This window comes from Paractinoplanes lichenicola (assembly GCF_016785085.1).
GTDB lineage: Bacteria > Actinomycetota > Actinomycetes > Mycobacteriales > Micromonosporaceae > Actinoplanes > Actinoplanes lichenicola.
The window spans coordinates 25170-50936 of the sequence record NZ_JAENHO010000020.1 but is presented as its reverse complement, the minus strand read 5'-3'; the positions used below and the strand labels follow the sequence as shown (position 1 = coordinate 50936).

General features: G+C 69.6%; 29 protein-coding genes, 1 tRNA gene and 1 pseudogene. 9 read left to right on the top strand and 22 right to left on the bottom strand.

The window, feature by feature from the left end; all coding sequences use genetic code 11:
* Positions 1-541: 541 nt before the first annotated feature.
* The 3 genes from JKJ07_RS45570 to cmk form a co-directional block, all read right to left on the bottom strand.
* Positions 542-615, bottom strand: a tRNA-Pro gene (locus tag JKJ07_RS45570).
* A 50-nt stretch (positions 616-665) separates the two neighbouring features.
* Complete coding sequence (der, locus tag JKJ07_RS45565) at positions 666-2051, bottom strand: ribosome biogenesis GTPase Der (RefSeq protein WP_307834783.1); 1386 nt, start codon at positions 2049-2051, stop codon at positions 666-668.
* Positions 2048-2728, bottom strand: a complete 681-nt coding sequence (cmk, locus tag JKJ07_RS45560) for a (d)CMP kinase (RefSeq protein ID WP_307834782.1) — start codon at positions 2726-2728, stop codon at positions 2048-2050. Before cmk ends, der begins: the two co-directional genes overlap by 4 nt.
* A 107-nt stretch (positions 2729-2835) precedes the next feature.
* Between cmk and JKJ07_RS45555 the strand changes: the two genes are divergently transcribed.
* Together JKJ07_RS45555 and JKJ07_RS45550 are read left to right on the top strand one after the other, a co-directional pair.
* On the top strand, positions 2836-3495 hold the full coding sequence (locus JKJ07_RS45555) for an enoyl-CoA hydratase/isomerase family protein (RefSeq protein ID WP_202998333.1): 660 nt from the start codon (positions 2836-2838) through the stop codon (positions 3493-3495).
* An 85-nt stretch (positions 3496-3580) separates the two neighbouring features.
* The gene (locus JKJ07_RS45550; protein WP_202998332.1) at positions 3581-4363 is read left to right on the top strand and encodes an ATP-binding protein; all 783 of its coding nucleotides are present in this window, start codon (positions 3581-3583) and stop codon (positions 4361-4363) included.
* A 6-nt stretch (positions 4364-4369) separates the two neighbouring features.
* On the opposite strand, the gene JKJ07_RS45545 is transcribed toward JKJ07_RS45550, so the two are convergent.
* On the bottom strand, positions 4370-4951 hold the full coding sequence (locus tag JKJ07_RS45545) for a TetR/AcrR family transcriptional regulator (RefSeq protein WP_202998331.1): 582 nt from the start codon (positions 4949-4951) through the stop codon (positions 4370-4372).
* Positions 4952-5034: 83 nt separating this feature from the next.
* Between JKJ07_RS45545 and JKJ07_RS45540 the strand changes: the two genes are divergently transcribed.
* Positions 5035-5976: an NADP-dependent oxidoreductase gene (locus JKJ07_RS45540; RefSeq protein ID WP_202998330.1), complete on the top strand. Its 942-nt coding sequence runs from the start codon at positions 5035-5037 to the stop codon at positions 5974-5976.
* Positions 5977-6086: 110 nt separating this feature from the next.
* Here the strand turns inward: JKJ07_RS45540 and JKJ07_RS45535 are convergent, their stop codons facing one another.
* From JKJ07_RS45535 to JKJ07_RS45515, 5 genes and pseudogenes are all read right to left on the bottom strand, one after another.
* On the bottom strand, positions 6087-6842 hold the full coding sequence (locus JKJ07_RS45535; protein ID WP_202998329.1) for a pseudouridine synthase: 756 nt from the start codon (positions 6840-6842) through the stop codon (positions 6087-6089).
* The gene (scpB, locus tag JKJ07_RS50775) at positions 6811-7692 is read right to left on the bottom strand and encodes an SMC-Scp complex subunit ScpB (protein WP_438871508.1); all 882 of its coding nucleotides are present in this window, start codon (positions 7690-7692) and stop codon (positions 6811-6813) included. The genes JKJ07_RS45535 and scpB overlap by 32 nt, the downstream gene beginning before the upstream one ends.
* Positions 7693-8726: 1034 nt before the next feature.
* Positions 8727-9707 (bottom strand): annotated as a pseudogene (locus JKJ07_RS45525) (segregation and condensation protein A); the annotation flags it as partial.
* 297 nt (positions 9708-10004) lie between these two features.
* Positions 10005-10403: a hypothetical protein gene (locus JKJ07_RS45520; RefSeq protein ID WP_202998327.1), complete on the bottom strand. Its 399-nt coding sequence runs from the start codon at positions 10401-10403 to the stop codon at positions 10005-10007.
* Positions 10387-11199 carry an alpha/beta fold hydrolase gene (locus JKJ07_RS45515; protein ID WP_202998326.1) on the bottom strand — a complete coding sequence of 271 codons (813 nt, stop codon included), beginning with the start codon at positions 11197-11199 and terminating at the stop codon, positions 10387-10389. The genes JKJ07_RS45520 and JKJ07_RS45515 overlap by 17 nt, the downstream gene beginning before the upstream one ends.
* Positions 11200-11290: 91 nt before the next feature.
* Between JKJ07_RS45515 and JKJ07_RS45510 the strand changes: the two genes are divergently transcribed.
* Both JKJ07_RS45510 and JKJ07_RS45505 read left to right on the top strand, forming a co-directional pair.
* Positions 11291-11746, top strand: coding sequence for a MarR family winged helix-turn-helix transcriptional regulator (locus JKJ07_RS45510; RefSeq protein WP_307834781.1), 456 nt, complete (start codon positions 11291-11293; stop codon positions 11744-11746).
* The gene (locus tag JKJ07_RS45505; RefSeq protein WP_202998325.1) at positions 11743-12264 is read left to right on the top strand and encodes a GNAT family N-acetyltransferase; all 522 of its coding nucleotides are present in this window, start codon (positions 11743-11745) and stop codon (positions 12262-12264) included. The genes JKJ07_RS45510 and JKJ07_RS45505 overlap by 4 nt, the downstream gene beginning before the upstream one ends.
* Here the strand turns inward: JKJ07_RS45505 and JKJ07_RS45500 are convergent.
* The 9 genes from JKJ07_RS45500 to JKJ07_RS45460 all read right to left on the bottom strand — a co-directional run bounded on the left by JKJ07_RS45500 (position 12242) and on the right by JKJ07_RS45460 (position 18382).
* Complete coding sequence (locus tag JKJ07_RS45500) at positions 12242-12832, bottom strand: GyrI-like domain-containing protein (protein ID WP_202998324.1); 591 nt, start codon at positions 12830-12832, stop codon at positions 12242-12244. The two genes, JKJ07_RS45505 and JKJ07_RS45500, sit on opposite strands and share 23 nt — an antisense overlap.
* A gap of 26 nt (positions 12833-12858) precedes the next feature.
* Entirely contained in the window at positions 12859-13119 is a 261-nt protein-coding gene (locus tag JKJ07_RS45495; RefSeq protein ID WP_202998323.1) for a hypothetical protein, read from the bottom strand.
* 122 nt (positions 13120-13241) lie between these two features.
* Entirely contained in the window at positions 13242-13910 is a 669-nt protein-coding gene (locus JKJ07_RS45490; protein WP_202998322.1) for a zinc metalloprotease, read from the bottom strand.
* Positions 13911-13914: 4 nt separating this feature from the next.
* Positions 13915-14847: a ParA family protein gene (locus JKJ07_RS45485; RefSeq protein ID WP_184948925.1), complete on the bottom strand. Its 933-nt coding sequence runs from the start codon at positions 14845-14847 to the stop codon at positions 13915-13917.
* A gap of 114 nt (positions 14848-14961) precedes the next feature.
* A complete protein-coding gene (locus JKJ07_RS45480; RefSeq protein ID WP_307834780.1) occupies positions 14962-15867 on the bottom strand; it encodes a site-specific tyrosine recombinase XerD in 906 nt (301 codons plus the stop codon).
* A gap of 11 nt (positions 15868-15878) precedes the next feature.
* Entirely contained in the window at positions 15879-16994 is a 1116-nt protein-coding gene (ald, locus tag JKJ07_RS45475) for an alanine dehydrogenase (RefSeq protein ID WP_202998321.1), read from the bottom strand.
* A 184-nt stretch (positions 16995-17178) separates the two neighbouring features.
* Positions 17179-17592: a PPOX class F420-dependent oxidoreductase gene (locus JKJ07_RS45470; protein ID WP_202998320.1), complete on the bottom strand. Its 414-nt coding sequence runs from the start codon at positions 17590-17592 to the stop codon at positions 17179-17181.
* 33 nt (positions 17593-17625) lie between these two features.
* Entirely contained in the window at positions 17626-18042 is a 417-nt protein-coding gene (locus JKJ07_RS45465) for an EVE domain-containing protein (protein WP_202998319.1), read from the bottom strand.
* A complete protein-coding gene (locus tag JKJ07_RS45460; protein ID WP_202998318.1) occupies positions 18029-18382 on the bottom strand; it encodes a VOC family protein in 354 nt (117 codons plus the stop codon). Before JKJ07_RS45460 ends, JKJ07_RS45465 begins: the two co-directional genes overlap by 14 nt.
* A gap of 64 nt (positions 18383-18446) precedes the next feature.
* On the opposite strand from JKJ07_RS45460, the gene JKJ07_RS45455 reads away from it, so the two are divergent.
* Positions 18447-18893: a MarR family winged helix-turn-helix transcriptional regulator gene (locus JKJ07_RS45455; protein WP_202998317.1), complete on the top strand. Its 447-nt coding sequence runs from the start codon at positions 18447-18449 to the stop codon at positions 18891-18893.
* Between the two features lie 33 nt (positions 18894-18926).
* Positions 18927-19238, top strand: a complete 312-nt coding sequence (locus JKJ07_RS45450) for a ribosomal protein L7/L12 (RefSeq protein WP_202998316.1) — start codon at positions 18927-18929, stop codon at positions 19236-19238.
* Between the two features lie 172 nt (positions 19239-19410).
* On the opposite strand, the gene JKJ07_RS45445 is transcribed toward JKJ07_RS45450, so the two are convergent.
* Complete coding sequence (locus JKJ07_RS45445; RefSeq protein ID WP_202998315.1) at positions 19411-20460, bottom strand: alpha/beta hydrolase family protein; 1050 nt, start codon at positions 20458-20460, stop codon at positions 19411-19413.
* Between the two features lie 47 nt (positions 20461-20507).
* Positions 20508-21245: a DeoR/GlpR family DNA-binding transcription regulator gene (locus tag JKJ07_RS45440; RefSeq protein ID WP_202998314.1), complete on the bottom strand. Its 738-nt coding sequence runs from the start codon at positions 21243-21245 to the stop codon at positions 20508-20510.
* A gap of 58 nt (positions 21246-21303) precedes the next feature.
* Here JKJ07_RS45440 and JKJ07_RS45435 point away from each other — a divergent pair, with 58 nt between their 5' ends.
* A complete protein-coding gene (locus JKJ07_RS45435; protein WP_202998313.1) occupies positions 21304-21978 on the top strand; it encodes an NUDIX domain-containing protein in 675 nt (224 codons plus the stop codon).
* Positions 21979-22135: 157 nt separating this feature from the next.
* Complete coding sequence (locus JKJ07_RS45430; RefSeq protein WP_203078087.1) at positions 22136-23575, top strand: M28 family metallopeptidase; 1440 nt, start codon at positions 22136-22138, stop codon at positions 23573-23575.
* Positions 23576-23615: 40 nt separating this feature from the next.
* On the opposite strand, the gene JKJ07_RS45425 is transcribed toward JKJ07_RS45430, so the two are convergent.
* Entirely contained in the window at positions 23616-24386 is a 771-nt protein-coding gene (locus JKJ07_RS45425; protein ID WP_202998312.1) for a hypothetical protein, read from the bottom strand.
* Positions 24387-24428: 42 nt separating this feature from the next.
* The gene (locus JKJ07_RS45420) at positions 24429-25214 is read right to left on the bottom strand and encodes a cutinase family protein (protein WP_202998311.1); all 786 of its coding nucleotides are present in this window, start codon (positions 25212-25214) and stop codon (positions 24429-24431) included.
* Positions 25215-25767 lie beyond the last annotated feature (553 nt).

Genomic DNA, 25767 nt, shown 5'->3' with positions numbered 1-25767 from the left:
CGCGGGGCGGCAGTGCCCGGCTTACGCACCGGGCACCGTGGCCGCGTCGACGACAGCGGCGGCAAGCATGCCGCGCTACGGCCTACCCCTTGCGATAGCCACCCGCTATCGCTCTACGTGCACGGTCGGCACCGACAAACTCTCCCACGGCCGACAACCCGCACCTCGCCGCCAAGCGCAATCATGGATTCACCGGCCCGGCCAAAGCACCAAGCAAAGATCACCGTACGAGCGTTCGTGTCACTCAGGTGTCACGATAATCCACAGTAGACATCGACAGACGCCGGCAACCACGGCGACCGCCTAAGTCCTGAAAGCCAGGCGCCTCCGGACACGTTTCACCAGCTCAGCGCCACATTCCAGGAGAGCAGGACCACAGCGGTGCCCGAAGCAGCACCGCGCCACGGGTAGGAAAGGAGGAGCCGATCAACAACAGACGCGTAAACCGTACGCGCGTTCGGGCAAAAATGCGTGTCACGGAGATCGGAAGGCAGTTACGCTGGCAAATGAAAAAGGCCAGCTAAGCTGGCCTTTTTCCATGTCGGGCTGACAGGATTTGAACCTGCGACCCCTTGACCCCCAGTCAAGTGCGCTACCAAGCTGCGCTACAGCCCGCCGCCGCCCGGCACTAACACCGCGCGGCAACTCGGAAAGCTTAGCAAGTCCTACCCGTGGGCCTTGCCCCGACCCCCCGGGCCTGTCTTCTTGCGGGGTTTGACCGAGACCTCGATGGGTGAGCCCTCGAAGCCGAACTCCTCGCGGAGCTTCCGCTCTACGAAGCGCTGGTAGCCGGCGTCGAGCGGCCCAGTAGTGAAGAGCACAAACCGCGGCGGCGCCACCCCAGCCTGGGTGGCGAACAAAATCCGAGGGGCGCGACCCCCTCGTACGGGGTGGGGGGTGGCCTGGGTCAAAGCCGTGAGCCACTGGTTGAGGGCACCAGTAGGCACCCGCTGCTCCCACGAAGCCAAAGCGCGGCGCAGAGCAGGGGCGAGCTTGTCGACGGCCCGGCCGGTCTTGGCCGAGATGTTGACGCGGATCGCCCACGGGATGCGCTTGAGTTCGCGCTCGATTTCCTTGTCCAGATAGATGCGGCGGTCGGCGTCGACCAGGTCCCACTTGTTGAAGGCGATCACCAACGCCTTGCCGGCCTCGACGACCTGGGTCAGCACGCGTTGGTCCTGCTCGGAGATGGTCTCGGCGGAGTCGAGCAGCACTACGGCGACCTCGGCCGCTTCCACGGCGCCGGCCGTGCGGAGGGACGCGTAGTACTCCGTGCCGGAGGCCTGGTTCACTCGTTTGCGCAGGCCTGCGGTGTCGACGAACTGCCAGGTTTCGCCGTCCATCTCGACCAGGCTGTCCACCGGGTCGACGGTGGTGCCGGCGACCGAGTCGACGACTGCCCGCTCCTCCTTGGACACGCGGTTGAGCAGGGACGACTTGCCGACGTTGGGGCGGCCGACCAGCGCGACACGACGGGGGCCGCGGGGGCCGTCCTCGACGATCGGCGGGGGTTCGGGGAGGGCGTTGAGGATGTCGTCGAGCAGGTCGCCCGAGCCGCGGCCGTGCAGGGCCGAGATCGGGTGGGGTTCGCCCAGGCCCAGGGACCAGAGCGAGACAGCCTCCAGCTCGAGCGAGTTGTTGTCGGCTTTGTTGGCGACGAGGATGACCGGCTTGTGCGAGCGGCGCAGCATCTTGACCGCGGCCTCGTCGACGTCCGTGGCGCCGACCGAGACGTCGACTACGAAGACGACCACGTCGGCGGTCTGGACGGCGATCTCGGCCTGGGCCGCGATGGCCGCGGCGCGGTCGCGGGCGTCGGGTTCCCAGCCGCCGGTGTCGACCACGGTGAAGCGGCGACCATTCCATTGCGCGTCGTAGGGGACGCGGTCGCGGGTGACGCCGGGGACGTCCTCGACTACCGCTTGGCGGCGGCCGATGATGCGGTTGACCAGGGTGGATTTGCCCACGTTGGGGCGGCCGACCACGGCCACGACGGGGGCCGGGCCGGTGTCGGAGTCCTCGGACAGAACGTCCAAAGGGACTTCACTCACGATTTCACCTTGCTGTTCAGAAGATTCAGGACGTACGCGACGACCTCGTCGATGCCGATGCCGGTCGTGTCGACCTCGATCGCGTCGTCGGCCAGCTTGAGCGGGTCGGTCTTGCGGGTCGAGTCGAGCTTGTCGCGGCGGGCCAGGTCGGCCTCGGTCGCCTTGACGTCGGCGGAGTCCTCGGCGCTGCGGCGCGCGGCCCGGGCGGCCGAGGAGGCGGTCAGATAGACCTTGAGGTCGGCGTCGGGCGCGACGACCGAGGCGATGTCGCGGCCCTCGACGATGATGCGCGGGTGGCCGGCGATGATCGCCTGCTGCAGCGCGACGAGGTGCTTGCGGACGGCGGGCACGGCGGCGACGGCCGACACGGCCTGGGTGACCTCGACGCCGCGGATGGGCTCGTCGACGTTGGTGCCGTTGGCCGCGAAGCTCGGCGCCTTGGGGTCGGTGCCGATCGACAGCTCGGTCTCGAGCGCGATCTTCGCGATGGCGTCGGGGTCGCTGAGGTCGACCCCGGCCTGCAGAACCGACCAGGTCACGGCCCTGTACATGGCGCCGGTGTCGAGATAGACGCCGTCGACCTGGGCGGCCAGCCGCCGGGACACGGTGGACTTGCCGGAACCGGACGGGCCGTCGACCGCGACCACGCACTTCTCCGGCCGTGCTGCTTCCGCCACCGTTCCTCCAAGGTTTGCCCGCCCGACCAACCCTCCCATTGTGCCCGTCGCACCGATGAGCGACGAACTAGGGTATGTTACCGAGCAGTAACCTCAGAGGAGCTGCCATGCCTGCGCTCGAACGCCACGAATCGGTCTACGTCCTCGATCTCGGCGACGGCGAGAACCGCTTCCATCCCGACTGGCTGACCGAGGTCGAGTCCCTTCTTGACGAGGTCGAGAAAAGCGACGAACCGCGCGCTCTCGTGACGAAGGCGACCGGCAAGATCTGGTCGAACGGCCTCGACCTCGAGTGGCTCATGGCCCACCCGGAGCAGTACACCGATTACGGCGTACGCGTGCAGGCCCTGCTCATCCGCATGCTGACCGCGCCCTTCGTGACCGTCGCCGCCCTGCAGGGCCACACGTTCGCCGCCGGCGCCATGCTCTCGCTCGCCCACGACGTCCGCATCATGCGCGCCGATCGCGGCTTCTGGTGCCTGCCCGAGGCCGACATCAACATCCCGTTCACGCCGGGAATGTCCGCTCTCATCCAGTCGCGTCTCAACCCGCAGACCGCGCACGAGGCCATGGTGCTGGCCCGTCGCTTCGGCGGCACCGAGGCCGCGGGCCGGCAGATCGTCGACCAGGCGCTGCCCGAGTCCGAGGTCGTCAGCACCGCCGTCGAGCTGGCCGCCGCCCACGTCGCCAAGGCCGGCCCCACGCTCAAGACGATCAAGAGCCGCCTGTACGCCCCGGTGGTCGAGGCGCTGCGCACGCTGGACTAGACGGGCGCTTTGTCGCAGTTGGCGAAACGCGAATGCATGCGCTTGGTGGCGTTCTCTCCGCGTAATCCGGCTCGTTGGGTCCGTCATGGGTCCGCCCTTTCTGTGGGAACGCTTCGAGCCGGGGCAGGGTGACGGGATCGCGGTGAGCTTGAACGCGCCGTCGTCCACGGTCACCGTCGCTCCGCACGGCATCTGGGGACGCCGGCTGCGCCGGGCGACCGACTGCGCCGTCGAGAAATGCCTGGCCGAGCGCCCGTCCGCACTCCTCATCGACACCGCGCACCTGGTCGACAGCGGCGGTGACAGCGCCGCGACCTGGGTGCGGGCCGACCGCGCGGCCGACGCGATCGAGCCACCCGTACGGGTGTTGCTCCACGTGCCCGGCGACACCGGCCTCGCCGTCCGGCTGCACCGCACCGGCGCGCTCCGGAGCCTGCACGTCTTCCCGAGCCTCGCAGCCACTCGCGACGCGGCCGCGCGCCGGCTGACCGGGCGGTTCGATCTCGGCCTGTCCCCCGACCCCGCGGCCGCGGCGACGGCCCGGGCGGTGGTCTCCGAGGCGTGCGAGGCCTGGCGGCTGCCCGACCTGGTCGACCGGTGCCGGCTGATCGTCTCCGAGCTGGTGACGAACGCGGTCGAGCACGCCCGGCCGCCGATCACCGTGGTCATCTCGCGCCGCGGCAACGGCGTGCACCTGGCCGTCTGCGACAACGATCCGCGCCTGCCCCAGATGAGCGCCGTCGTGCAGTTCGCCCGGCGCGGAAGCGGCCTGCACGCCGTGCACGCGGCCGCCACCCTGTGGGGCGCGATGCCCTCCGGGGCGGGCAAGGCGGTCTGGGCGACGATCATGCCGTGGCGCCGTCGCTGAAACGACTTAAGCGGGAAGCGGCCCGGCGCCGTCCGGGCTCAGGCCGTCAAAAATGATCGCCAGATAGCGCCGCCACAGGTCGGGGGCGGGGTCGGGCACGTAGCTGACCACGTAGTTCGGCGCGCACATGAGCAGGATGACGTCCAGGCCCGAGATGTCGGGGCGGATCGCACCGGCGGCCTGGGCCCGCTCGACCAGCGCGGTGATCGACGCGAACAGGTCGGTGCGGGCGTCGTCCAGGCGGGCGTTGACGCCACCGGCCTCGCGCAGGAACGACAGGTCGAGCTGCCGCTGCTGTCCGGCCGCGGCCTCCATCAACTGCCGCAGCGCCGGACCCGGCGACGGCGCCTCGATCAGCTCGCGGGCCAGCGCGGCCAGGCCGTCGATGCGGTCGAGCACGACGGCGGCCAGCAGGTCGTCCTTGGTCGGGAAGTGCCGGAAGACGGTGCCCTTGCCGATGCCGGCGCGGCGCGCGATGTCGGCCACTGACGCGTCGAATCCCCGCTCGGCGAACTCGGCGGTCGCCGCGGCCAGTAAGGAGGCGCGGTTGCGGGCGGCGTCGGCCCGCAGCGGACGGTCGGTGGTCACGGGCCGAAGACTAACAAGTTGACCGCCCGGTCCGTTTAGCTCTAACGTGACCGCACGGTCCGCTTAGAGCCCGGAGGAATGCCATGAAGGCAGTCGTCGCCCACAATTACGGCCCGCCCGAGAGCTACGCCCTGGCCGACCTGCCCGTCCCCGAGCCGGGGCCCGGCCAGATCCAGGTTCGCATCGCCGCCGCCTCGATCAACCCGGGTGACATCGTCATTCCGAGCGGCGCCTACCGGGAGCAGACGCCACTCACGTTTCCGCACACGGTCGGGAACGACTTCGCGGGCACGGTCACCAAGGTCGGGGACGGGGTCGATCGCTACGCGGAAGGTGACGAGGTCTTCGGTCATGCCGTGCCGCGGGCGCTCAAGGCGATGGCCGGCGCCAACCCGTCCATGACGAGCGGGGCGATGGCCGAATACGCGGTCTTCGAGGCCGGTACGCCGTTCATCGCGCACCGGCCGGCCGAGTTGAGCCCGATCGACGCCGCCGCGCTGCCCACGGCGGGGCTCACCGCGCATGCCCTGATCGCCGGCGCGCAGCCCAAAGAGGGCGAGACCGTCCTGGTGATCGGGGCGACCGGCGGCGTCGGGACAACCGTCCTGCCGCTGCTCCGGCACACCAACGTCATCGCCACCGGGCACGCGGGCGACCGCGACCTGCTGCACGAGCTCGGGGCCAAGACGGTGATCGGCTACAACGACGCCTACCCGGCCGACGTGGACCTGGGGCTCAACCTGGTGCTGCCCACCGACCGGCTGCAGCGGGCGGCGACGGCGATGCGTCCGGGTGGGCGGCTGTTCACGATCACGTTCCCGCCGCCGCGGCCCGAGATGATCGGGCGCGACGACATCCGGTTCGAGCTGGTGCTCGACCTGGACGGGCGGTTCGGTGGCATGGCCGAGGTGGCGTCACTGCGGCCGACCGTCGCCGCGACCTATCCGATCGACGACGCCGTGCGGGCTCTGACGGACTTCGCGCGAAACCATACGGTCGGCAAGCTCGTGGTCGTGCTCGAGTAAACGCCACGGCCGGAGCCCGCGCTACGGCCTTTCCTGGCACCCGGCCGCGAGGCGCCCCCGGTTCGGCCCCGATGCTTTTGTCGGGGCCGACGAGGCGTACGGAAAAGGGTTTAGTCGCCGGCGGCCTTGAACAGAGCCGCGATCTCGGCCGGCGACAGGTGACGGAAGCCGCCCGGGCGCAGGTCACCGAGGCGCACGGGGCCGACGGCGGTGCGGATCAGGCGCGTGACCGGGTGGCCGACCTCTTCGAGCATGCGGCGCACGATGTGCTTGCGGCCCTCGTGCAGCACGATCTCGACCTGCGCGGTCTTGCCGAGCGCGCCGAGCAGCTTGAACGAGTCGGCCTTGGCCGGGCCGTCCTCGAGCTCGACGCCGGCGAGCAGCTGACGGCCGACGTTGCGGGGCAGCGGGCCGTTGATGACCTCGGCCACGTACGTCTTCTGGATCTCGTAACGCGGGTGCGTCAGCTTGTTGGTGAGCTCGCCGTCGTTGGTGATCAGCAGCAGGCCCTCGGAGTCGGCGTCGAGCCGGCCCACGTGGTGCAGCCGCACGTCGAACTGGCCGACGAAATCCGCCAGCTCGGTGCGGCCCTTCTCGTCGTCGAGCGAGGAGACGACGCCGCGCGGCTTGTTGAGCGCCAGGTAGACGAGCTTGGTGTTGGTGATCACCCGCTGCCCGTCGACGAGGATCTCGGCAGTGGTGGGGTCGACCTTGTCGCCGAGCTTGGCGACCTTGCCGTTGACCGTGACGCGCCGCCGGAAGATCAGGTCTTCGCAGGCGCGCCGGGATCCAACACCGGCCGCCGCCAGGACTTTCTGGAGGCGTTCGGCGGTGTCAGCCTGTGGCATCAAGCACTTCTTCCACATCGTCGGGCAGGAACGGGGCGAGCGGCGGCAGCTGATCGACCGAGTTGAGGCCGAGCTTCTCGAGGAACAGCCCCGTCGTGCGATACAGGTGTGCCCCGGTTTCGCTCTCGGTGCCGCATTCCTCGATCAGGCCGCGGGTAGCAAGCGTACGCATGACGCCGTCGCAGTTCACACCGCGGATGGCGCTGATGCGCGAACGAGTCACCGGCTGCTTGTACGCGACCACGGCCAGTGTCTCCAGCGCCGCCTGGGTCAGCCGCACAGACTGCCCGTCGAGAACGAACCGCTCCACGTACGCCGCGTATTCCGGCCGCGTGTAGAGACGCCAGCCACCCGCCACCCTGCGCAGGTCAAAACCGTGCCCGGCCGCCGTGTATCGCGCCGACAGATTGTCGAGCATCGCCGCGATCCGCTCGGTCGGCTGCTCCAGGATCTGCGCCAGCTGCAACTCCGCCACCGGCTCGTCGACGACCAGCATGATCGCCTCCAGGGCCCCCGCCAGCTCCGCATCCTCAGTCAACCCCGGAAGATCAAATTCGTCTTCCGTACGAGTCGTCGGCTCATCGCCCGTCCCGAGGGGCTCGCCGGCCCGGCGCTTCTGCCCCGGCACAGCAGCAGGCTTCCCCCCGGACGCAGCCGGGGCCGCGCTGTCCTTACCCGCGTCACCGGCCCTGCTTTTACGAGCCCTCGCCTTACCCGCCGGCTTGCCTGCCCCGTCCGCCGTTACATCCGGCCCGGTCTCCGTGACGTCCGCACCCGCCGCCGCTACATCCAGCTCGGTTGCCGAACCGCCCGCACTGACAGCCGTTTTGTCCACTTTTTCGGCGCTGCCATCGCCGTCCGCCGACAAGCCCGCCTCGTCGTCACCGCCCGCGACTGCGGCCGCCCCGCCCGCGACCGCCGTAGCAACGTTGTCATCGTCCTCGTCGAGATCGCTGACGTCGTCATCGTCGTCGTAGTCGTTGCTCGACGCCGGCACCTCGTCCGCGAACGGCAGATCCATCTCGCCGTCATCGCTCACGTCGTCGTCGGCCGCCGCGTCGAACACGTCCCCCGCGTCGTCCCCCTCCGGAGGCAACGGCGCATCCACCGGCGTGCCAGGCTCATCGGCATCCGCGGCGTCGACGGCTTGCTCGATCGACTCAGGCAACGGCAGTTCCGGCCCTGGCGAAACCTCGACAGGCTCCCGCTCCGGCTCGTCAACCGCCGCGTCGACACCCGCGCGCTCGTCCCCCGGCTCCCCCAGGGCCGGCTCTTCAACAGCGGCCCCGTCGTCAGCGACCGATGCCTGCGCCACGACCGGCTCGTCCCGACCCGCTGCCGGGTTTGGCCCCTCGAACGCAGGGTCGAAGTCGTCGTCGTCATCGGAGAGCCCGGCCTCGTCGAGCGACTCCCCGTCCTCAGGCCCGGCGAGCTCCGATTCCCGCGCGTCAGCCTCGGCCTTCTGCTGAAACTCCCGATCCGGCGGCCGCGGTGCACGCTCCCACGGTGGCACCCAGGCGGCCGCCTGCGCCGCAAGTGAGTCCTGCCGCTCGTCGCTGCTCACGATCGTTCCTCCGCGTCGTCGTCTTCCCCGCCAAGATCATCACGCTCGTCAAGCCGGGCGAAGACCCCCCGATCCCCCGACTCGAGCCCACGACTACCCGATTCCGGCACGTCGCTACTCGCGGGCCGGCTGCCTGGATCCGCGGAACCCCCGGCCTCATCCTCGTCCCGGTCGAGCCGCGCGGCCCCAGAACCGGATTCGCCGCCGTCACCATCGAGATCGTCAAGCGTCGCCGCATCAGCGACAGCCCCGCGCACATCCGCAGCGCCGCCGACGCCCACGCCGGGCGGCTCCTCGATCAGCTCGAAGTCGAAGTCGTCGAGGTCGCTGTCCTCGTCTTCCTCGTCGCCATCATCAAGATCGCCGGCAAGAGCGACGGCGGAGTCGGCGGAGTCGTAGTCGGCAGAGTCGGAGTCGGCCGCCGGCTCGTCGCCCGGCTCGGACGCCGCCGTGTCGACCTCGGGTTTGCTGCCCTCGTAGTCGTCGATCTCGAAGTCGGCATCCGGGGCGTCGCCGCCGATCCAGCGGACCGTCAGCTCGTCCAGCGACACCGGCTGCTCGAAATCGATCAGCCCCTCGCGATAGAGCTCGAGCAAAGCCAGGAACCGAGCCACCACCTCGAGCGTGTTGTCGCAGTCGGCGACCAGCAGGCTGAACGTAGCCTGCCCGGCCCGGCGCAGGCGGTCGCGCAGCAGGGTCGCATGTTCGCGGACGCTGACCCGCACCTGGTGGATGTGCGCGATCGACACCTGCGGCGGGCCCGGTTTCGGGGCGAACTGCTTGAGGGCCAGCTTGAACAGCCGCTCGGGGCCGATGCCGAGCACCAGGTCGGGCAGCGCCTCGGCGTAGCGCGGCTCCATCGTCACCATGCGGGGCCAGCGGCGCATGCCGGTGCCCTCGAGCTCCATGATGTGGGCCGCGGCCTCCTTGTACGCCTTGTATTGCAGCAGGCGGGCGAAGAGCAGGTCGCGCGCCTCGAGCAGGGCCAGGTCTTCCTCGTCCTCGACGTCGGCCGCGGGCAGCAGGCGGGCCGCCTTGAGGTCGAGCAGGGTGGCCGCGACCAGCAGGAACTCGCTCGCCTCGTCGAGATCCCAGTCGTCGCCCATGGCGCGGATGTACGCGATGAAGTCGTCGGTGACCTGATGCAGCGCGACCTCGGTGACGTCGAGCTTGTGCTTGCCGATCAGCTGCAGCAGCAGGTCGAACGGGCCGGTGAAGTTGTCGAGCCGGACGAGGAACTTGCCGTCGTCGACCGAGTTGCCCTCGGCATCGACCGGCACGCCGTCGGCATTGACCGTGACCTCGTCGACGTCGAGCATGACCCCGTCGCCGTTGACCGTGACCCCGTCGGCGTTGACCGTGACCCCGTCGGCGTCGGCACGCTCGGGCTCGCCGGCGGCAGCACCGAAGGCGGATGACACCTCAGGGGCCGGGGAAGGCGCGGGCGGGTGGGTCGACTCTTCAGGCACGAACTGACCGTAGACCACGCCTCCGACAACCTGCTCCCGCCTCACAGGTCACTCCCATCGCCGACATGATCAAGACGTACGAGTCCTGATGATCAACGCCCGACCCGGCGTCAAGTGACTCACCCTAAATGGGTACATATCGGACGATCACCGCAGCTCCCGCACTCGCCCCACCGGCCAGCCGACGAACGCGGCGATGTCCTCATCCGGGGTCGCCGGCTCACAGACCCAATCCTCCAGGGCACGGCGCAGCGAGAGCGGAACGGTTTCGACCTCGGGCTCCGGACCATCGGCGTACAGGGTGTCGGCATGGCACAGGCCGAGCAGGCTGACGGGACCGGCGGAACCCTCCCGGACCAGCTCATCGGTCAGCCAGTCGCGCAGTTCCCAGCGGTCCGCCGAGATCATCCCGCCGACGACGACCCGGCCGCCCGCCCGGACGATCTCCAGCGCGCGCAACCGGCGGGCCTCGTCGGCGAGAAACGGCGCCTGCAGATAGGAGCGGACGTAATCGGCGGCGCCGCCGCAATCAGAGGAAGAACTCACGCAGCGCCGCCGCGACCAGATCGGGCCGGCCGCTGTTCCACGGGCCGGCATGGTCGAGCCCGTCGAACTCGACGTGCGTGGCCCGGGGCAGCACGCCGGCGAGCTCGCGAATCGCCGTACGGAGAAAGGCTGGGCTCTTGGTGCCGCTGAGCAGCAACATCGGCTTGTCGAGGTGCGCGAAATCCGTCATTTTGCCGTCCATACCGCCGACGACGTTGAAGTCGTACCGGATGCCGGGGAGCAGGTCGCGCATGCCCGGGTCGGCCTTGAGCACGGCCGCGGCGAGCAGGCGGGCGACCGGTCCGGGCAGCATCCGCAATGGCGCCGGGGCGGTTCCGGCGGTGCGGAGCGAGCTGACGAGCGCGGCCGGCAGGCGACCCTGTTCGATCTCGGCGTTCAGCTGCCGGATGCCGTCGTGAGAGATGCCGTCGGCGTAGAACGGCGGCTCGTAGACCGCCGCCCGGGTGACTCGGGGCAGCGTACGGGCTGCTTCGAGGGTGATCACGGCGCCGGAGCTGAGGCCGAAGACGTATCCGGCGCCCGCCTCGGCCAGCAGCGCGTCCACGTCCGCCACGTCCCGGGCGATGCTGTGGCCTCCGTCGTACGGCTTGGGGCTCATTCCCCGCCCCCGGCGATCGGGTGTCCAGACGGTGAAGTCGGTCGACAGCGCTTCCGCGAGGTCGCGATAGGTGTCGGCGGTCCCCATCGCGCCCTGGATCAGAACCAGACCGGGCCCCTCACCGCAGCGCCTGTACCCGATTTTGGTGCCGTCACGGGAGGTCACGAAGCCGTCCATGCCACACCCCTTTCTCGCGAAGTAGCTTTGCGGGAAAGATACTTTGCGGGTCTGCTAAGTTGCAACAAGAATCGAAGGGACTGATGTCACGGTGGACCAGCAGCGGCAACGGGTCCTCGACGGCCTGCGGGACCTTGCCGCCATTCAGAGCGAGCTGGGGCGGCAATACGCCCGGAGCCGGCAGATGCACGCCACCGACGCGGCCGCGATCGTCGAGATCATCAGCGCCGAGGAGCACGGCCGGCCGCTCACCCCGGCCCGGCTCGCCGAGCGGATCGGGCTCACGACGGGCGCCACCTCGATCCTGCTGAATCGGCTCGAGGAGGCCGGGCGCATCGTCCGGACCAGGGAGAACAGCGATCGCCGGATCGTCACCCTGCACTCCACGCCGGGCATCCAGGCCGACGCCGACGAATACTACGAGCCGCTCGCCCGCCGGCTCGACGCCGTGCTCCACGACCATTCGCCGGCCGAGCTCGACCTCATCGAGACCACCGTCAACCGGCTGCGCTCAACGATCAACGCCTACCTGGAGGACGCGAAGTGATCCGCCGGACCGAACGCCTGCTGCTGCGCGAATGGCGAGAGGACGACCTCGACACGCTGGCCGAGATCAACGCCGACCCCGAGGTCATGCGCTACATCATGGACGGTTCGGTGCGTGATCGTGAGCAGACCGCCGCGGGCCTGCGGAGGATGATGCGCTCCTGGCAGCAGCACGGCTTCGGCCAGTTCGCGATCGAGAAGGACGGCTCGCTGATCGGCTGGGCCGGGCTGGCGATCCCCGACTTCCTGCCCGAGATCCTGCCCGCGGTGGAGATCGGCTGGCGCGTCGACCGGCGGCACTGGGGACAGGGTTACGCTACCGAGGCGGCCGCGTCGTCGCTGCGGTTCGGCTTCGACGAGCTCGGCCTGGATCGCCTGGTCAGCATCCGGCACGTGGCGAACGAACGATCCCGGCGGGTCATGGAGAAGCTGGGCCTGCACCACGAGTTCGACACCGTGGTGCCGGGCTTCGAGCAGCCCGTCGCCGTGCACGCGATCACTCGAGAACAGGCTGCCTGAGGATCGTACGGAGCTTGGCCGGTTCGGTTTTGCGACGGTCACTCAGATAGATCTCATGGTGCTTGCCGGTCACCTTCATCCCGTACGAGGGAATGAAGGAATTGTGCATTTCGTCGAGCACGCCGGCCTCGTCGTCGAAGGACCCGACATGCAGCGTCTGCACGCATTTGCCCTCGGCCAGCGACTCCAGGCGAACCGGCGACTCCGGCGGCGCGACCTCGGCGAACATCTCCGCTGAGATCCACTCCGGCACCATGATCATGAGGGTCCAGTCCCAGCGGGACTTGTCGCGGGCGGCGGTGAAAGTGGCCATGTCGTCGGCCCACCACAAGCCTTCCAGCGGCATCACCACATAGTCCCGGCCGAGCGATTTCTTACTGGCGAATTTCAGCTTGTACGCGATCGGATAGAGCGCCTCGACCGCGTCGGTGAAGACCGAGGTGTTCGGATCCCCGTGCCCGTCGACCATCAGGTATTGCAGCTCGGGAACGTCCACGATCTCGAACGCGCGACGAGCACGGTAAGCAGCGATCGTTTTCTTGAAGTCGACCTTGCCGGGATCCGCCATGCCGCGATCCTGCCATGGCCACGAGGTCAAGCGGCCAAGACCATGTCGGGCGAGGGTTCATAAACACCCTGGACCACACTCCGCGCCCAGCGCATGCGGGCGACGGCGGTCTCCGGGTAGTCGCCGTACGCGGCGGCGAGGGCGGCCACACAACCGCGGGTGCCGCCGCAGGTGCGGACGGACGCGGCGATCGTGGCCTCGACGAGAGCGGCGCTGGGCCGGGAACCGGCCGGAAGGTCGCTGGCGAACAGGGCGGCGGCGCGGGCGGCGAGCAATTGGCTGCGCATCTCGATCATCTCCGGAAGCGGAACGAACGAAGCGAATGAACTGATGCGTTCAGAGTGCGCCTCGTGCGCTATAGATCGCCTCCAGGTTTCCCCCTTAAGGCACGAATCCGGGGTCATAGGGGTTACCCCCAGACGCGCACGAACACCAATCCGAGGACATTCAAGATCTGCAGCAGGAACGGCGTTCCGAACGGGAAGATGCAGAGGATCAGCAGCACCAGAATGCCGATGTTTTTCTCCTCGAACCACAGTCGCATCCACTGAAGCCCCTGGCCGGGCCGCCGGACGGCGTTGTAGAGGATGCCGAAGCCGTCGAGCGGCGGGATCGGGATCAGGGCCAGGATGCCGAAGCAGAGCAGCCCGACGGCCAGCGACAGCAGCACCTGATGCGCTATCGGCAGGCCGATGCCGAGCAGCACATCGGCCGGTCCGATAATCGACAGCACATTCTCCGGGTAGGCCAGCGCGTACGTGAGCATCAGCAACTGGGACACGACGATGCAGACGACCGGGCCGGCCGCGAAAACGGCGATGGCTTTGCCGCGGCCCTGATAACGGGGCACCTCGTCCACCGAGAGCATCTTGCCCCAGCCCATGCCGCCGATCGCGGCCGCGACACCGCCGAACGGGTCGACGTCCTCTCGCAGGCGCGGGGCGATCGAATCGCGGCGTTCGGCCAGGCCGAGGCTGCGCGCGGTCAAGCGGATGGCGACGGCGCGCAGCACGATCGCGAGCAGGAACGAGACGACCAGGGCGACGAACGCCACCGGCTCACCGAGAGCGTAGAGCAAGGGGTCAGCCGCGCTCGGCCTTGGCGGCGATGACCTCGCGGGCGAGCTGCCGATAGTTGCGAGCGCCGGACGACGCGGGGTCAAGCGTCAGGATGGGCGCGCCGGCCACGGTGGACTCGGGGAACTTGACGGTCTTGGTGATGACGGTCTGGTAGACCTTGTCGCCGAACGCCTCGACCACGCGCTGCAGCACCTGGCGGCAGTGGGTGGTGCGCGAGTCGTACATGGTGGCCAGGATGCCCTCGAGCTCGAGGTCGAAATTGAGCCGCTCGCGCACCTTGTCGATCGTGTCGAGCAGCAGGGCCACACCGCGCAGCGAAAAGAACTCGCACTCGAGCGGGATGAGCACGCCGTGCGCGATCGTGAGCGCGTTGATCGCCAGCAGGCCCAGCGAGGGCTGGCAGTCGATCAGGATGAAGTCGTATTCCTTGCGGACCGAGCGCAGCACACGGGCCAGCGCCATCTCGCGGGCGACCTCGTTGACCAGCTGGATCTCGGCCGCCGAGAGGTCGATGTTGGCGGGCAGCAGGTGCAGGCCGGCCACATCGGTCTTGATGATGACGTCCTCGGCGGTGACGTCGTCCTGCATGAGCAGGTTGTAGATGCTCAGGTCGAGGTTGTGCGGGTTGACCCCCAGGCCGACCGAGCAGGCGCCCTGCGGGTCGAAGTCGACGAGCAGCACCTTGCGGCCGTATTCGGCCAGCGCGGCGCCCAGGTTGATCGTCGTGGTGGTCTTACCGACGCCGCCCTTCTGGTTGGCCAGGGCGATGATGCGGGCCGGACCGTGCCGATCGGTCGGCATCGGCTCGGGGATCGGACGGCGCATCGTGTACGCCGTCGGGTCGGCCGGGCCCAGGTCAGCGCCCAGGTCCATGGAACCCTGCTGCTCCCGGAGCGCAGAGGTCCAGGCCTCTGCCCGATCGCCGTTGCCCGCCATGACCCTCGCCCCCTTCCGACTCGCGCAGCCGGAGCCGATGCCCGACTCTACGCCACGACCGCCGTCGTTCCCCCGTGAGCTGTCGGCGTGTCGCTATCTATGGGTGCGCAGTCTCTAACGAGCGCGAGGGTGTGCGGTCGCGTAGACCTCGCGCAGCCGATCCACGGTGACCAGGGTGTACACCTGCGTCGTGGTCACCGAGGCGTGCCCGAGCAGCTCCTGGACGACCCGGACGTCGGCGCCGCCGTCGAGCAGATGGGTGGCGTACGAGTGGCGCAACGTGTGCGGGCTCACCGCGTGCGGTCCCTCGACGGGCAGCCCGGCAGCCTCGGCCGCGCGGTGCAGAATCGTCCACGCGCTCTGCCGGGACAACCGTCCGCCGCGCGCGTTGAGGAAGACGGCCGGCGTGCCCTGGCCGTTCGCGGCGAGCGCGGGCCTCCCCCGTACGAGATAGGCGTCCAGAGCGGCCTTGGCGAACCCGCCGACCGGCACCAGCCGGGTGCGGCCGCCCTTGCCGTGCAGGATGGCGGCCGGCTCGTCGCCCAGCTCCAGATCGTCTACGGCGGCGCCGACGGCCTCGGAGATGCGCGCGCCGGTGCCGTAGAGAAACTCGAGCAGGGCCTTGTCGCGCAGGCCGAGCGGGGTGTCGTCGGCCACGGCGAGTAAACGGGTGACCTGGTCGACGTCGAGCGCCTTGGGCAGCCGCTTGGCGGGCGAGGGCGGGCGGACCTCGGCGGCGACGTCGGTGCCGACCAGCCCCTCGCGGACGGCGAACTTGTGCAGACCCCGTACGGCGCTGATGGCCCGGGCGGCCGACGCGGAGGCCAGCCCGTCGGCGCGCAGGGCGGCCAGATGCCCGGTGACCTGGGCGGCGCTCACCGCGGCGAGATCGTCGATCCCGTCCGCGGCGAGCGCCTGCGCATACCGTTCGAGGTCGCGCCGATACGACGCGAGGGTGTTGCGCGACAGCCCACGCTCGACGGTGAGGTGGTCGAGATAGGCCTGGATTACGCGCTGCACCGTCAGTGCTGTCAGCTGAGCACCTCTGCCAGGTCGAGTGTCGTCATGCCATGGGCCTCCGCGACCGGCCCGTACGTGACGTGCCCGTCGTGAGTGTTCAGGCCGAGCCCGAGCGCGTGGTCCGCCCGCAGCGCGTCGCGCCAGCCCAGGTTGGCCAGTTCCAGAGCGTACGGCAGGGTGACGTTCGTCAGTGCGTAGGTGCTCGTGTGCGGCACCGCGCCCGGCATGTTGGCGACGCAGTAGAACAGCGAGTTGTGCACCTTGTAGACGGGGTCGGCGTGGGTCGTGGGCCGCGAGTCCTCGAAGCAGCCGCCCTGGTCGATCGAGATGTCGACGAGCACGCTGCCCGGCTTCATCCGGGCCACGAGCTCGTTGGAGACCAGGTTGGGGGCCTTCGCGCCGGGGATCAGCACGGCGCCGATGACCATGTCGGCGTCGAGCACGGCCTTCTCGATCTCGTACGCGTTGGAGGCGACGGTCTGCAGGTGCCCCCGGTAGTCGGCGTCGGCGGCGCGCAGCCGGGCGATGTTGCGGTCGAGCACGAGGATCTCGGCCTGCATGCCGAGCGCGATCGCGGCCGCGTTCATGCCGGAGACGCCCGCGCCGATGACGACGACCTTGGCCGCGTACACCCCCGGGACGCCGCCCATGAGCACGCCGCGGCCACCGCCGGAGCGCATCATGTGATACGCCCCGACCTGCGGCGCGAGCCGGCCGGCGACCTCGCTCATGGGGGCGAGCAGCGGCAGCGAGCGGTCGGGCAGTTCGACCGTCTCGTACGCGATGCCGGTGACCTTGCGGTCGAGCAGCGCGTCGGTGCACTCCTTGGACGCCGCGAGGTGCAGGTAGGTGAAGAGCACCTGGCCGGGCCGCATGCGCGGATACTCCTCGGCGATCGGCTCCTTGACCTTCAGGATCAGGTCGGCCGTGCCCCACACGTCGTCCGCCGTGCCGAGGATGGTGGCGCCGGCGGCGATGTAGTCGCCATCGGTGATCGACGAGCCGCCGCCCGCGCCCGCCTGCACAAAGACCTCGTGCCCGGCGCGGCGGAATTCGTACACACCGGCGGGGGTGATGGCCACCCGGAATTCGTTGTTCTTGACCTCGCTGGGAATGCCGACCTTCATCGAGCCGACACCGTCCTTTCTCAACGCTGAGTGACGTCCCAGGCCGGCCCCTTCTTCGCCGGGCCCGCCCCGACGAAGACTACCCCGTTCGATGTCTTATATGTCCGCTTCCTTTGCGGTGCCGTTTCTGCCGGCGCTGCTCATACGTTGCGGGCCTGCACGACCGGCGTGCGGGCGTCCGCGTTCATACGTTGCGGGCCTGCACGACCGGCGTGCGGGCGTCCGCGTCGGGCTCGCCCAGGCCGAAGCTGACGATCCGCCGCGGGTGGATCCGGATGATCGGCGCATCGGGGCCGTAACCGGAGTCGGCCGCTTCCTCGAGCGCCTCGGCGGCGCCCCGGATCTCGAGACAGCGCACCTGCAACGGCTCGATCGAGGGCACGTCGTCGATCACGAAGGCGACCTCGCCGGTGGCCGCGACGTTGCGGAACTTGCGGCTGCCGGCCATGTGCTGCCCGGCGATGTCGATCGTGCCGGTGCGCTGGTTGTAACGGAACCCGACCGGACTGTTCTGCAGGGTGCCGTCGGCGCGCAGGGTGGCCAGGCGGCCCAGGTGCTGACCGGACAGATACGCGATCTCGGACTCGGTGAAACTCATCCTTTTATGCTGCTATATCAACGATTGCCGACCTCACCCCGTACGCATTCGGCTGGCGATGAATCGAAAATCGTCCTCGGGAATGGTGAACAGCCCGCGCCGAAAGGGCAGGCCCCAGTGCGCGGGGTCGGAAATGAACGACAGCTCACCGGCGAGCGGTTTGACCTCGATCGCGGCCGCCGGCTCGAATTCACAGGCGAGGCGCCAATGCCCGCTCGGCGCCTGATACGGCTCGGCGCCGGTGACAGTGGCGAGAGCGGTGAACCGCCGTACGGGGTCGCCGCCGAGCATCGTCGTGCGCGGCGAATAGAAGACGATGCGGTCGCCGGGCCGCAGCCGCCGCAGGCGAGTGTTCGCACCGTGATCGGCCTGCGTGAACCCGCCAGCGGCGGCCGCCTCGACGTGATCGAGGCTGACCGCGCTGACCCAGAACCGCTCAGGCGCGGTCATGCAGGGTCACCTGGTAACCGTCGGGGTCGGCGAACGTGAACGTGCGGCCGAACGGGCCGTCGATGGGCTCGGAGACGATCGGCACCCCGGCGGCGGCCAGGTCGTCGTGGATCTGCTGGGTGTCGTGGGCGTGCAGCCACAGGGCCACGCCGCGGCCGGGCTCGGCGATCGCGCCGTCGACGAGCGAGCGCACGGCGAAGGCGATCGGCGCGGTGTCGAAGACGACGGCGTGCGGCGGGCCCTGCCGGCGGCGCAGGCCCAGGTGCTTCTCGTAGAAGGCGGCGGAACGCTCGATGTCGCTCACCTGCAGGGAGATGAAGTCGGGTCCGGTGACTGCCATGATCACTCCTGGTTCGTTGGATGTCAGTTAGCTGACATTCTCCAAGGTATGTCAGTATGCTGACATGAGTCAAGTCGAGCTGGACACATCGGTGGGCTACCTGCTGAAGATGGCGTCGAGCAGCCTGCACGGCGCGATGGAGGCGGTGCTGCGGCCGCTCGGCATGACGATCACGCATTACTCGTGCCTGGAGCTGCTCTCCCAGCGGCCCGGGCTGTCGAATTCCGAGCTGGCCCGGGGCACGTTCGTGACCCGCCAATCGATGAACGTGCTGCTGCAGGCCCTGGAACGCGACGGGCTGGTCGCCCGGCCCGAACGCGCGCCGTCGGGACGGGTGCTGCCCACCACGCTGACCCCGAAGGGCCGCCGCCAGCTGGCCACGGCCAGCGGGGCCGTGCGGGCCGTCGAGGACGCCATGCTGACCGGGATGTCGGCCGCCGACCAGGAGCAGCTGCGCCGGCTGCTGCGCTCTTGCGTGGCTGCCCTCAAAGCCCCCGCGGACACTCTCTGAGCCCTCGTGGCGGGCAACTGATTCGATGGCCGTATGGACTTTGCCTACGTCGTCGCCATCATCATCGCCTTGGTCGGTTTCGGCCTGGTCGTGGCGTCGAACCGAGCCCAGCGCAACAGCCACGAGACGGCCCGGCTGGCGGCGATCGAACGAAAACTGGACACCATCATGAATCACCTCGGCATCGAGGAGCCCGCGACGACCGAGGACCCGGAGGTGCTCGCCCACCTGATGAGGGGCGAGAAGATCCAGGCGATCAAGGTCTATCGCGAGCGGACGGGTGCGGGACTGGCGGAGGCCAAGAACGCCGTGGAGCGCATGGCCCGGGAACGAGGCCTAAGTTAGCCCCCGCCCGACTGATCAACTGAGTTATCCACAATTCCGGGTTGTCCACAGCGGCGGCCCGGCCCCGACCCCAAGATCGCTCCAGCCCGATAAAATGGCGGAGGGCGGGGGTCCCCCGGTAGGGCGGGCCTCTGTTGACGGCCAGACACGCGCGAGCGCGGGACTCGGCGAGCTAGCGGTTGACCGGGTTCTGGAAGACCGCCTCGGGATAGCGCGGCAACGGCCCAGGCGCCGCCCGCAAGTGCTTGTCGAGCGTCGCGGCCACGTACGCCCGGGTGATCTGCATGCTCCGCGTGCCCCCGAGCGGCTGAATGGGCAGCCCCGCCTGATCACCCAGCGGCGCGAAGTCGGTGAACGAAAGATGCGTGGTTCCGGTGACCGACAGCCAGCGTTTCCAGCCAGTCAGCCGCGACCAGGCGTCGGTCCACGTCTTGTCGTCGCCGGGCACGCCGTGCTTGGCGTTGCCGATGAGCACGAACGGACGGTCCAGTCCACGCGCCGGCAGGTCGACCTGCACGGTCCCGTCCAGGTTCACCCCCACGTCGATGCGCGGATCGGCGACCATCGCGGCCGACGCGGCCGACCCGCCGAGCGAGTGACCGACCATGGCGACCCGGCGAGCGTCATAACCCCCGCGCAATGAGTCAAGAACGAACTGCACATCCCGTACGCGGGAGGCTGTCACCTTGGGACCGTCGGCGCGCCCGCACATAAGGCACTCGGCGATCCGGCCGTCGGGGAAGGTGACCGCGGCCGACTCGTAGGTGTGGTCGATGCCCGCGACCACGTAACCCCGGCTGGCCAAGTCCTCGGCGAGGCCGGTGAGCGACGAGCGCGGCAACGTGAAGCCGGGCGACAGCACGACCAGTGGCCGCCGGTTCTGGTGCGGCAGCGGGACGGCGCCGGCCCTGGAGTGCGTGACGGTGGTGCTGAGGATCTCGGACGGCACGCCGGTGACGTTCTGCGCCTCGAGGATGAGCGCGGACTCCTCGGGTGTCACATAGCGCGCAGCCGGGCCGGTCCCGCGCAGCGCCGGATACCAAAGGGACACCATGAGCTCGCGACGGCGTTCCGGCACCCAGGGATCGGCGCGGCTCCGGTCGACGAGGTGCCGGTTGACCACACCGACCTCGTACGGACCGGTGGGCGCGGGCAGCTCCAGCGTGACGGTCGGCGCCACGAGCAACGACGCGGCGGTGACGGCAACGGTGAGGACGCTCATGACTCCAACCTGCCGAACCCGGCGGCCCGGCGCATCCAGGACGCCCCCTAAGTCGCCGCGAGGATCGGCACGCCGAGGTCGTCCGTGTCCGCGGAGTCGGTGATCACGCCGCTCACCTCGGTCAGCGGCAGGACCACGTACGGGGAAGCGGTGTTGATCTTTTCCGCGCTGGCCATCACATAAGTCTCGGCGGCGCGGCTCGCGAGGGTGCGTTTCATCGCCGCCTCATCAGGGTCGCCGGTGGTCAGGCCCGCTTTCGCGTGGACGCCAGTGACGCCGAGCAGGAACAGGTCGGCGTGCACGCCGCGGGCGGCCTCGGCCGTGATCGCGCCCGAGGTGACCGCCGAGTGCTTGAACAGGCGGCCGCCGAGCACCAGCACGTCGACCGTCGGGTGCGGGACCAGCGCGGCGGCGACAGTGACGCTGTGAGTGACGATCGTGGCCTCGAGATCGGGTGGCAGGGCGTTGACCACGGCCAGCGCGGTCGTGCCACCGTCGAGCAGCACGGTCGCGCCGGGCTGGATCAGGGCGGCGGCCGCGGCGGCGACCCGGCGTTTGCTGTCGGGCGAGACCGTGGTGCGGGTCGCGTAGTCGGCGGCCGCGGGGGCCGGCGGCAGCGCTCCCCCGTAAACCCGCTGCAGCAGCCCGGCGGCGGCGAGCTCGCGCAGGTCGCGGCGGATGTTGTCCTCGGCCAGGCCCAGCTCGAAGGCGATGTCGGTGACCACGAGCTTGCCCTCGGCGTGCAGCCGCTCGAGCAGGAAGTCGCGGCGCTCGGCGGGGAGCATTACGTGTTTCTCCTCATTGTTGTCGACTGTTGCGCGTTTGATGAGTAGCGTACCGGCCATGACCGACCTCGGCACCCCCGGCCTCGACCTGCCCGATCACCGCGGCCGCACCGGCCTCGACCAGGCGGGCCGCGATCTCACCGGCAACCCCGACGTGGTGATCCGCGACGTCGAGCTGCTCGCGACGGCGTGGCACGTCCTCCGCCGCACGACGTATGACTACCGCCACCGAGACGGCCGCTGGAGCACGCAGCAGCGCGAGACGTACGACCGCGGCGACGGCGCGACGATCCTGCTGTATGACGTGGCCCGCCGCACGGTGCTGCTGACCCGGCAGTTCCGCTATCCCGCCTACGTCAACGGCCACCCCGACGGCATGCTCGTCGAGGCCGCCGCGGGCCTGCTCGACGACGACGATCCGGCCAGCGCGATCCGGCGCGAGACGGCGGAGGAGCTGGGTGTCACGGTCGGCGAGCTGGAGCACGTGTTCGGCGTCTGGATGAGCCCGGGTTCGGTCACCGAGCGCCTGCACTTCTACGCCGCGCCGTACACGGCCGCCGACCGTACGGGCCCTGGTGGTGGGGTGGCCGACGAGGGCGAGGAGATCGAGGCCGTCGAGCTCGACTTCGACGACGCCCTGGCCGCGATCGCCGACGGCCACATCGCCGACGCGAAAACGATCATGCTGCTGCAGTGGGCCGCCCTGAGCGGACCGTTCGGCAGGCGCCCCTGATATGTATTGATTGGGATGATTGCATGAGTCGGCTCCGCTGACATGCTCCGGGCACACACCCCCGAGCTCACGGAGGATCTTCGTGCGAGCACCCCTCGTCCTCGGCGTGGCCGCGCTGGCGTTAGGGCTGGCCACCGCTCCCGCCCAAGCCGCCCCCATGAAAATAGACGCCGCGCCCGACATCCCCGTCGCCAACGTCAAGGCGCACCTGACGCAGCTGCAGAACATCGCCACGGCCAACGGCGGCAACCGCGCGCACGGCCGGCCCGGCTATCTGGCCTCGGTCACGTATGTCAAGAACCTGCTCGACGCGGCCGGCTACACCACGCGCCAGCAGTCGTTCACGTACAACGGCGCCACCGGCTACAACCTGATCGCGGACTGGCCCGGCGGCGACACCGCGGACACCCTGATGGTCGGCGCACACCTCGACAGCGTCACCGCGGGCCCCGGCATCAACGACAACGGCTCCGGCTCGGCCGCCAACCTCGAGGTCGCCCTGGCCGTCGCCCGCAGCGGCTTCCAGCCCGACCGGCACCTGCGCTTCGGCTGGTGGGGCGCGGAGGAGCTCGGGCTGCGCGGCTCGACCGCCTACGTCAACTCGCTCACAACCGCGCAGAAACGCGAAATCACCGGCTACCTCAACTTCGACATGGTCGGCTCGCCCAACCCCGGCTATTTCCTGTACGACGGTGACAACTCCGACGGCACCGGCTCGGGCCCCGGGCCGGCCGGCTCGGCGCAGATCGAGCAGACGCTGGCCGACTACTTCACGTCGATCGGCGTGCCCACCCGCGGCACCGACTTCGACGGGCGCAGCGACTACGGCCCGTTCATCGCGAACGGCATCCCGGCCGGCGGCATCTTCACCGGCGCCGAGGGCCGCAAGACGGCCGCGCAGGTGCAGCTGTGGGGTGGCACGGCCACGACGTTCGATCCCTGCTACCACGCGTCGTGCGACACGACCGCGAACATCAACGACACCGCGCTCGACCGCAACTCGGACGCCATCGCGTACGCGGTCTGGACGCTGGCCGACGGCGGCACCACTCCCCCGCCGACCGGCACGACCGTCTACTCCGACGACTTCGAGACGGCGACCGGCTGGACGGCGGGCACGGCCGACACCGCCACGTCGGGCCGGTTCGAGCGCGGCGACCCGGCGGCCACCAGCTCGGGCGTCGCGACGCAGCTCGGCAACGCCGCCGGCGGCACGTACGACCTGGTCACCGGGGCGACCGCCGGGTCCAGCGCGGGCGCCAACGACGTCGACGGCGGCACCACGACGATCGTCTCGCCCGCGATCACGCTGCCGACGGGCACGCTGACGCTCGGCTTCAGCTGGTATCTGTCGCACCTGAACAACTCGTCCAGCGCCGACTACTTCCGCATCCGGGTGATCTCCGGCAGCACCACGACCACCGTGTTCACGCAGGCCGGGGCCGCCTCCGACCGGGCCGCCGCCTGGGCCACCGGTTCGGCCAACCTGTCCTCGTTCGCCGGCCAGACGATCCGCCTGAGCGTGGAGGCCGCCGACCTGTCGACCGCCTCGCTCGTGGAGGCGGCCGTCGACAACATCAAGATCACCAAGGCCTGACCCCGTACGCGGGTGACAGCGCGCGCTGTCACCCGCGTGCTCAGGCCAGCGTCGTCAGGTAGCCCACGCCGCCGCCCGCCAGCAGCAGGCCCGCCACCGCGAACCAGACGGTCATCTTCGTGCCGAGCGCGATGCTGTCCCGGCGCGCGGCGATCACCTGATCACGGTTGTCGGTCGAGAAAACGGTCAATCCCGTACGGCTTCTGGTGAGCGTTCCGCCGCTGAGCCGCCCGAGCGCGTACACCGCCACGCCGCGCGGCACCCGGGTCTCGGTGAGCGTCAGACGTTCGTTCTTGCGCACATCGTCGGCTATCGCGCGCGGCACGACCGGCGGCAAACTGCGCGGGGCCGATCGTTTGTGCACGATGGTGGTCACCACTGGCACGCGGGGCTCGACGATGAACGGGTAGCCGAAGATCGCCGGATCGACCGGGACGCGTCCACTGTGATCGGCGAGGGCGAACCCGTCCGGCGACGAGAAGTCGAGCAGCACGTCCTCGTCGGGATCGTCCGAGCCCGCGTAATGCCGCGAGGGCTCGCGAATGAGCCGTACGTGGAACCACGCGGAATCCTCGCCGCTCACTGGTGCCCGCTGCCGACCGGCCGGGCCGTATTCGGTGCGGCCCTCGAGAGCCACCCGCCCACTCCGCTGCTGGGTCGCGGCCGGGATCACGGGCACCCGCCGCATGGTGCGCAACGCCCGCAGATCCCCGAGATTCAGCAGGAAGAAGATGCCGGAGCCGCCGATCAGCAGGCCCCCCAAGCAGTACGCCACAGTCGCGACGGCCATCACGCCGTCAAGGTAGAGCATGTGTTCCAGGGCCCGCGTGGCGGCGCGGACCCCGTACGGTCGTCAGCCGCCGATCTTCCCGGCCGCGAACTCGGCGCCGCGCCCCACGGTGCCGTTCCGGTTGTAGGCGAGGTGCGCCGCGAAGTTGTTGCCGCCGCCGCACACCGGGTCACCGTTGTTGCAGAACTCGACCGCCTTGTCCGCGAACTCCGGCGCGGCCTGCGCGATCGTCTGCCGCCGCAACCCCAGCGGGTTGCCGTAGACCACGACGGCCGCCACCTGACCCCGCAGGTCGGCCGGGATGGCCTTGCCCGCGGTGCCGGCGCCCCGGATGCCGATCGCGATGTCGGTCACCGACGCGCCCTGCGAATACCCGCCGATCACGAACTGCGTCTCCGGACAATTCTGCGCGACCTGCTCGATGTGCTCGGTCATGTTGGTCGCGCCGGGCCCGGCACTACGCTGATTGGAGGCGGCGGCATAAACCACGGCAAAAGAGCCCACCGTACGCCCGGGAAGCTCGGCGGCCAGGGCCTGAGCCAGCGGCCGTCCCACGATGCCCAGCCCCTGCGGCTCGCCGGTGCCCCGCGCGAACACCAGCTCGACGTCCGAACACCCGGCCGCGTTGCCGCCCCCGGCCTGCCCGCCGTTCTGACCGTCGTTCTGCGCGAACCGCTCCCGCAGCCGCTGGAAGAACGAGCCGTTACTGCTGGCCGCGCTGCTCCCCGCAGTCCCCGCGAACGCCGACGGCGCCACCATCGCACCCGCGGCCACCACAACCGCACTGATCCCGACCAGCACAAGACGCCGCCCCCGGCGCCCCGTCGCCCCCACGCGTCGCTTAGTCATTCCCACCATCCCCTTAACTCATGGAACGTGCTTCCTATGAGCAGGTACGGCGCCCGGCCATGCCGGGTTCTAGCACTGACGGTGCGGATTCCCGAAGCTCGCTCCCGACTGCCATCTCCGCAGGTCAGAGCCTTGAGACGGCCATCTCAAGATGTCCGCTCGCATCACACGAAACAGCGAAACCCCGACTAGCACGTCCCCTCGCCACGAGAGCCGCACCGCCACTCCACCGCACTCACAGCCAGCCCCTTCGCCCACGACGCCCCCAACAACGACGCCTCCACTGGCGTCACACGGAACAGCGAAACCCCGACTAATACGTCCCCTCACCGCTGAAGCCGCACCGCCACCCCACCGCACTCACAGCCAGCCCCTTTCCCCACGACGCCCCCAACAACGACGCCTCCATCGCGTCACACGGAACAGCGAAACCCCGATTAGCACGTCCCCTCGCCGCAGGAGCCGCGCCACCACTCCACCGCACTTACAGCCAGTTCCTTCGCCCACGGCGCCCCAACAACGACGCCCCCATCCCACGACGCCCGCCCAACCT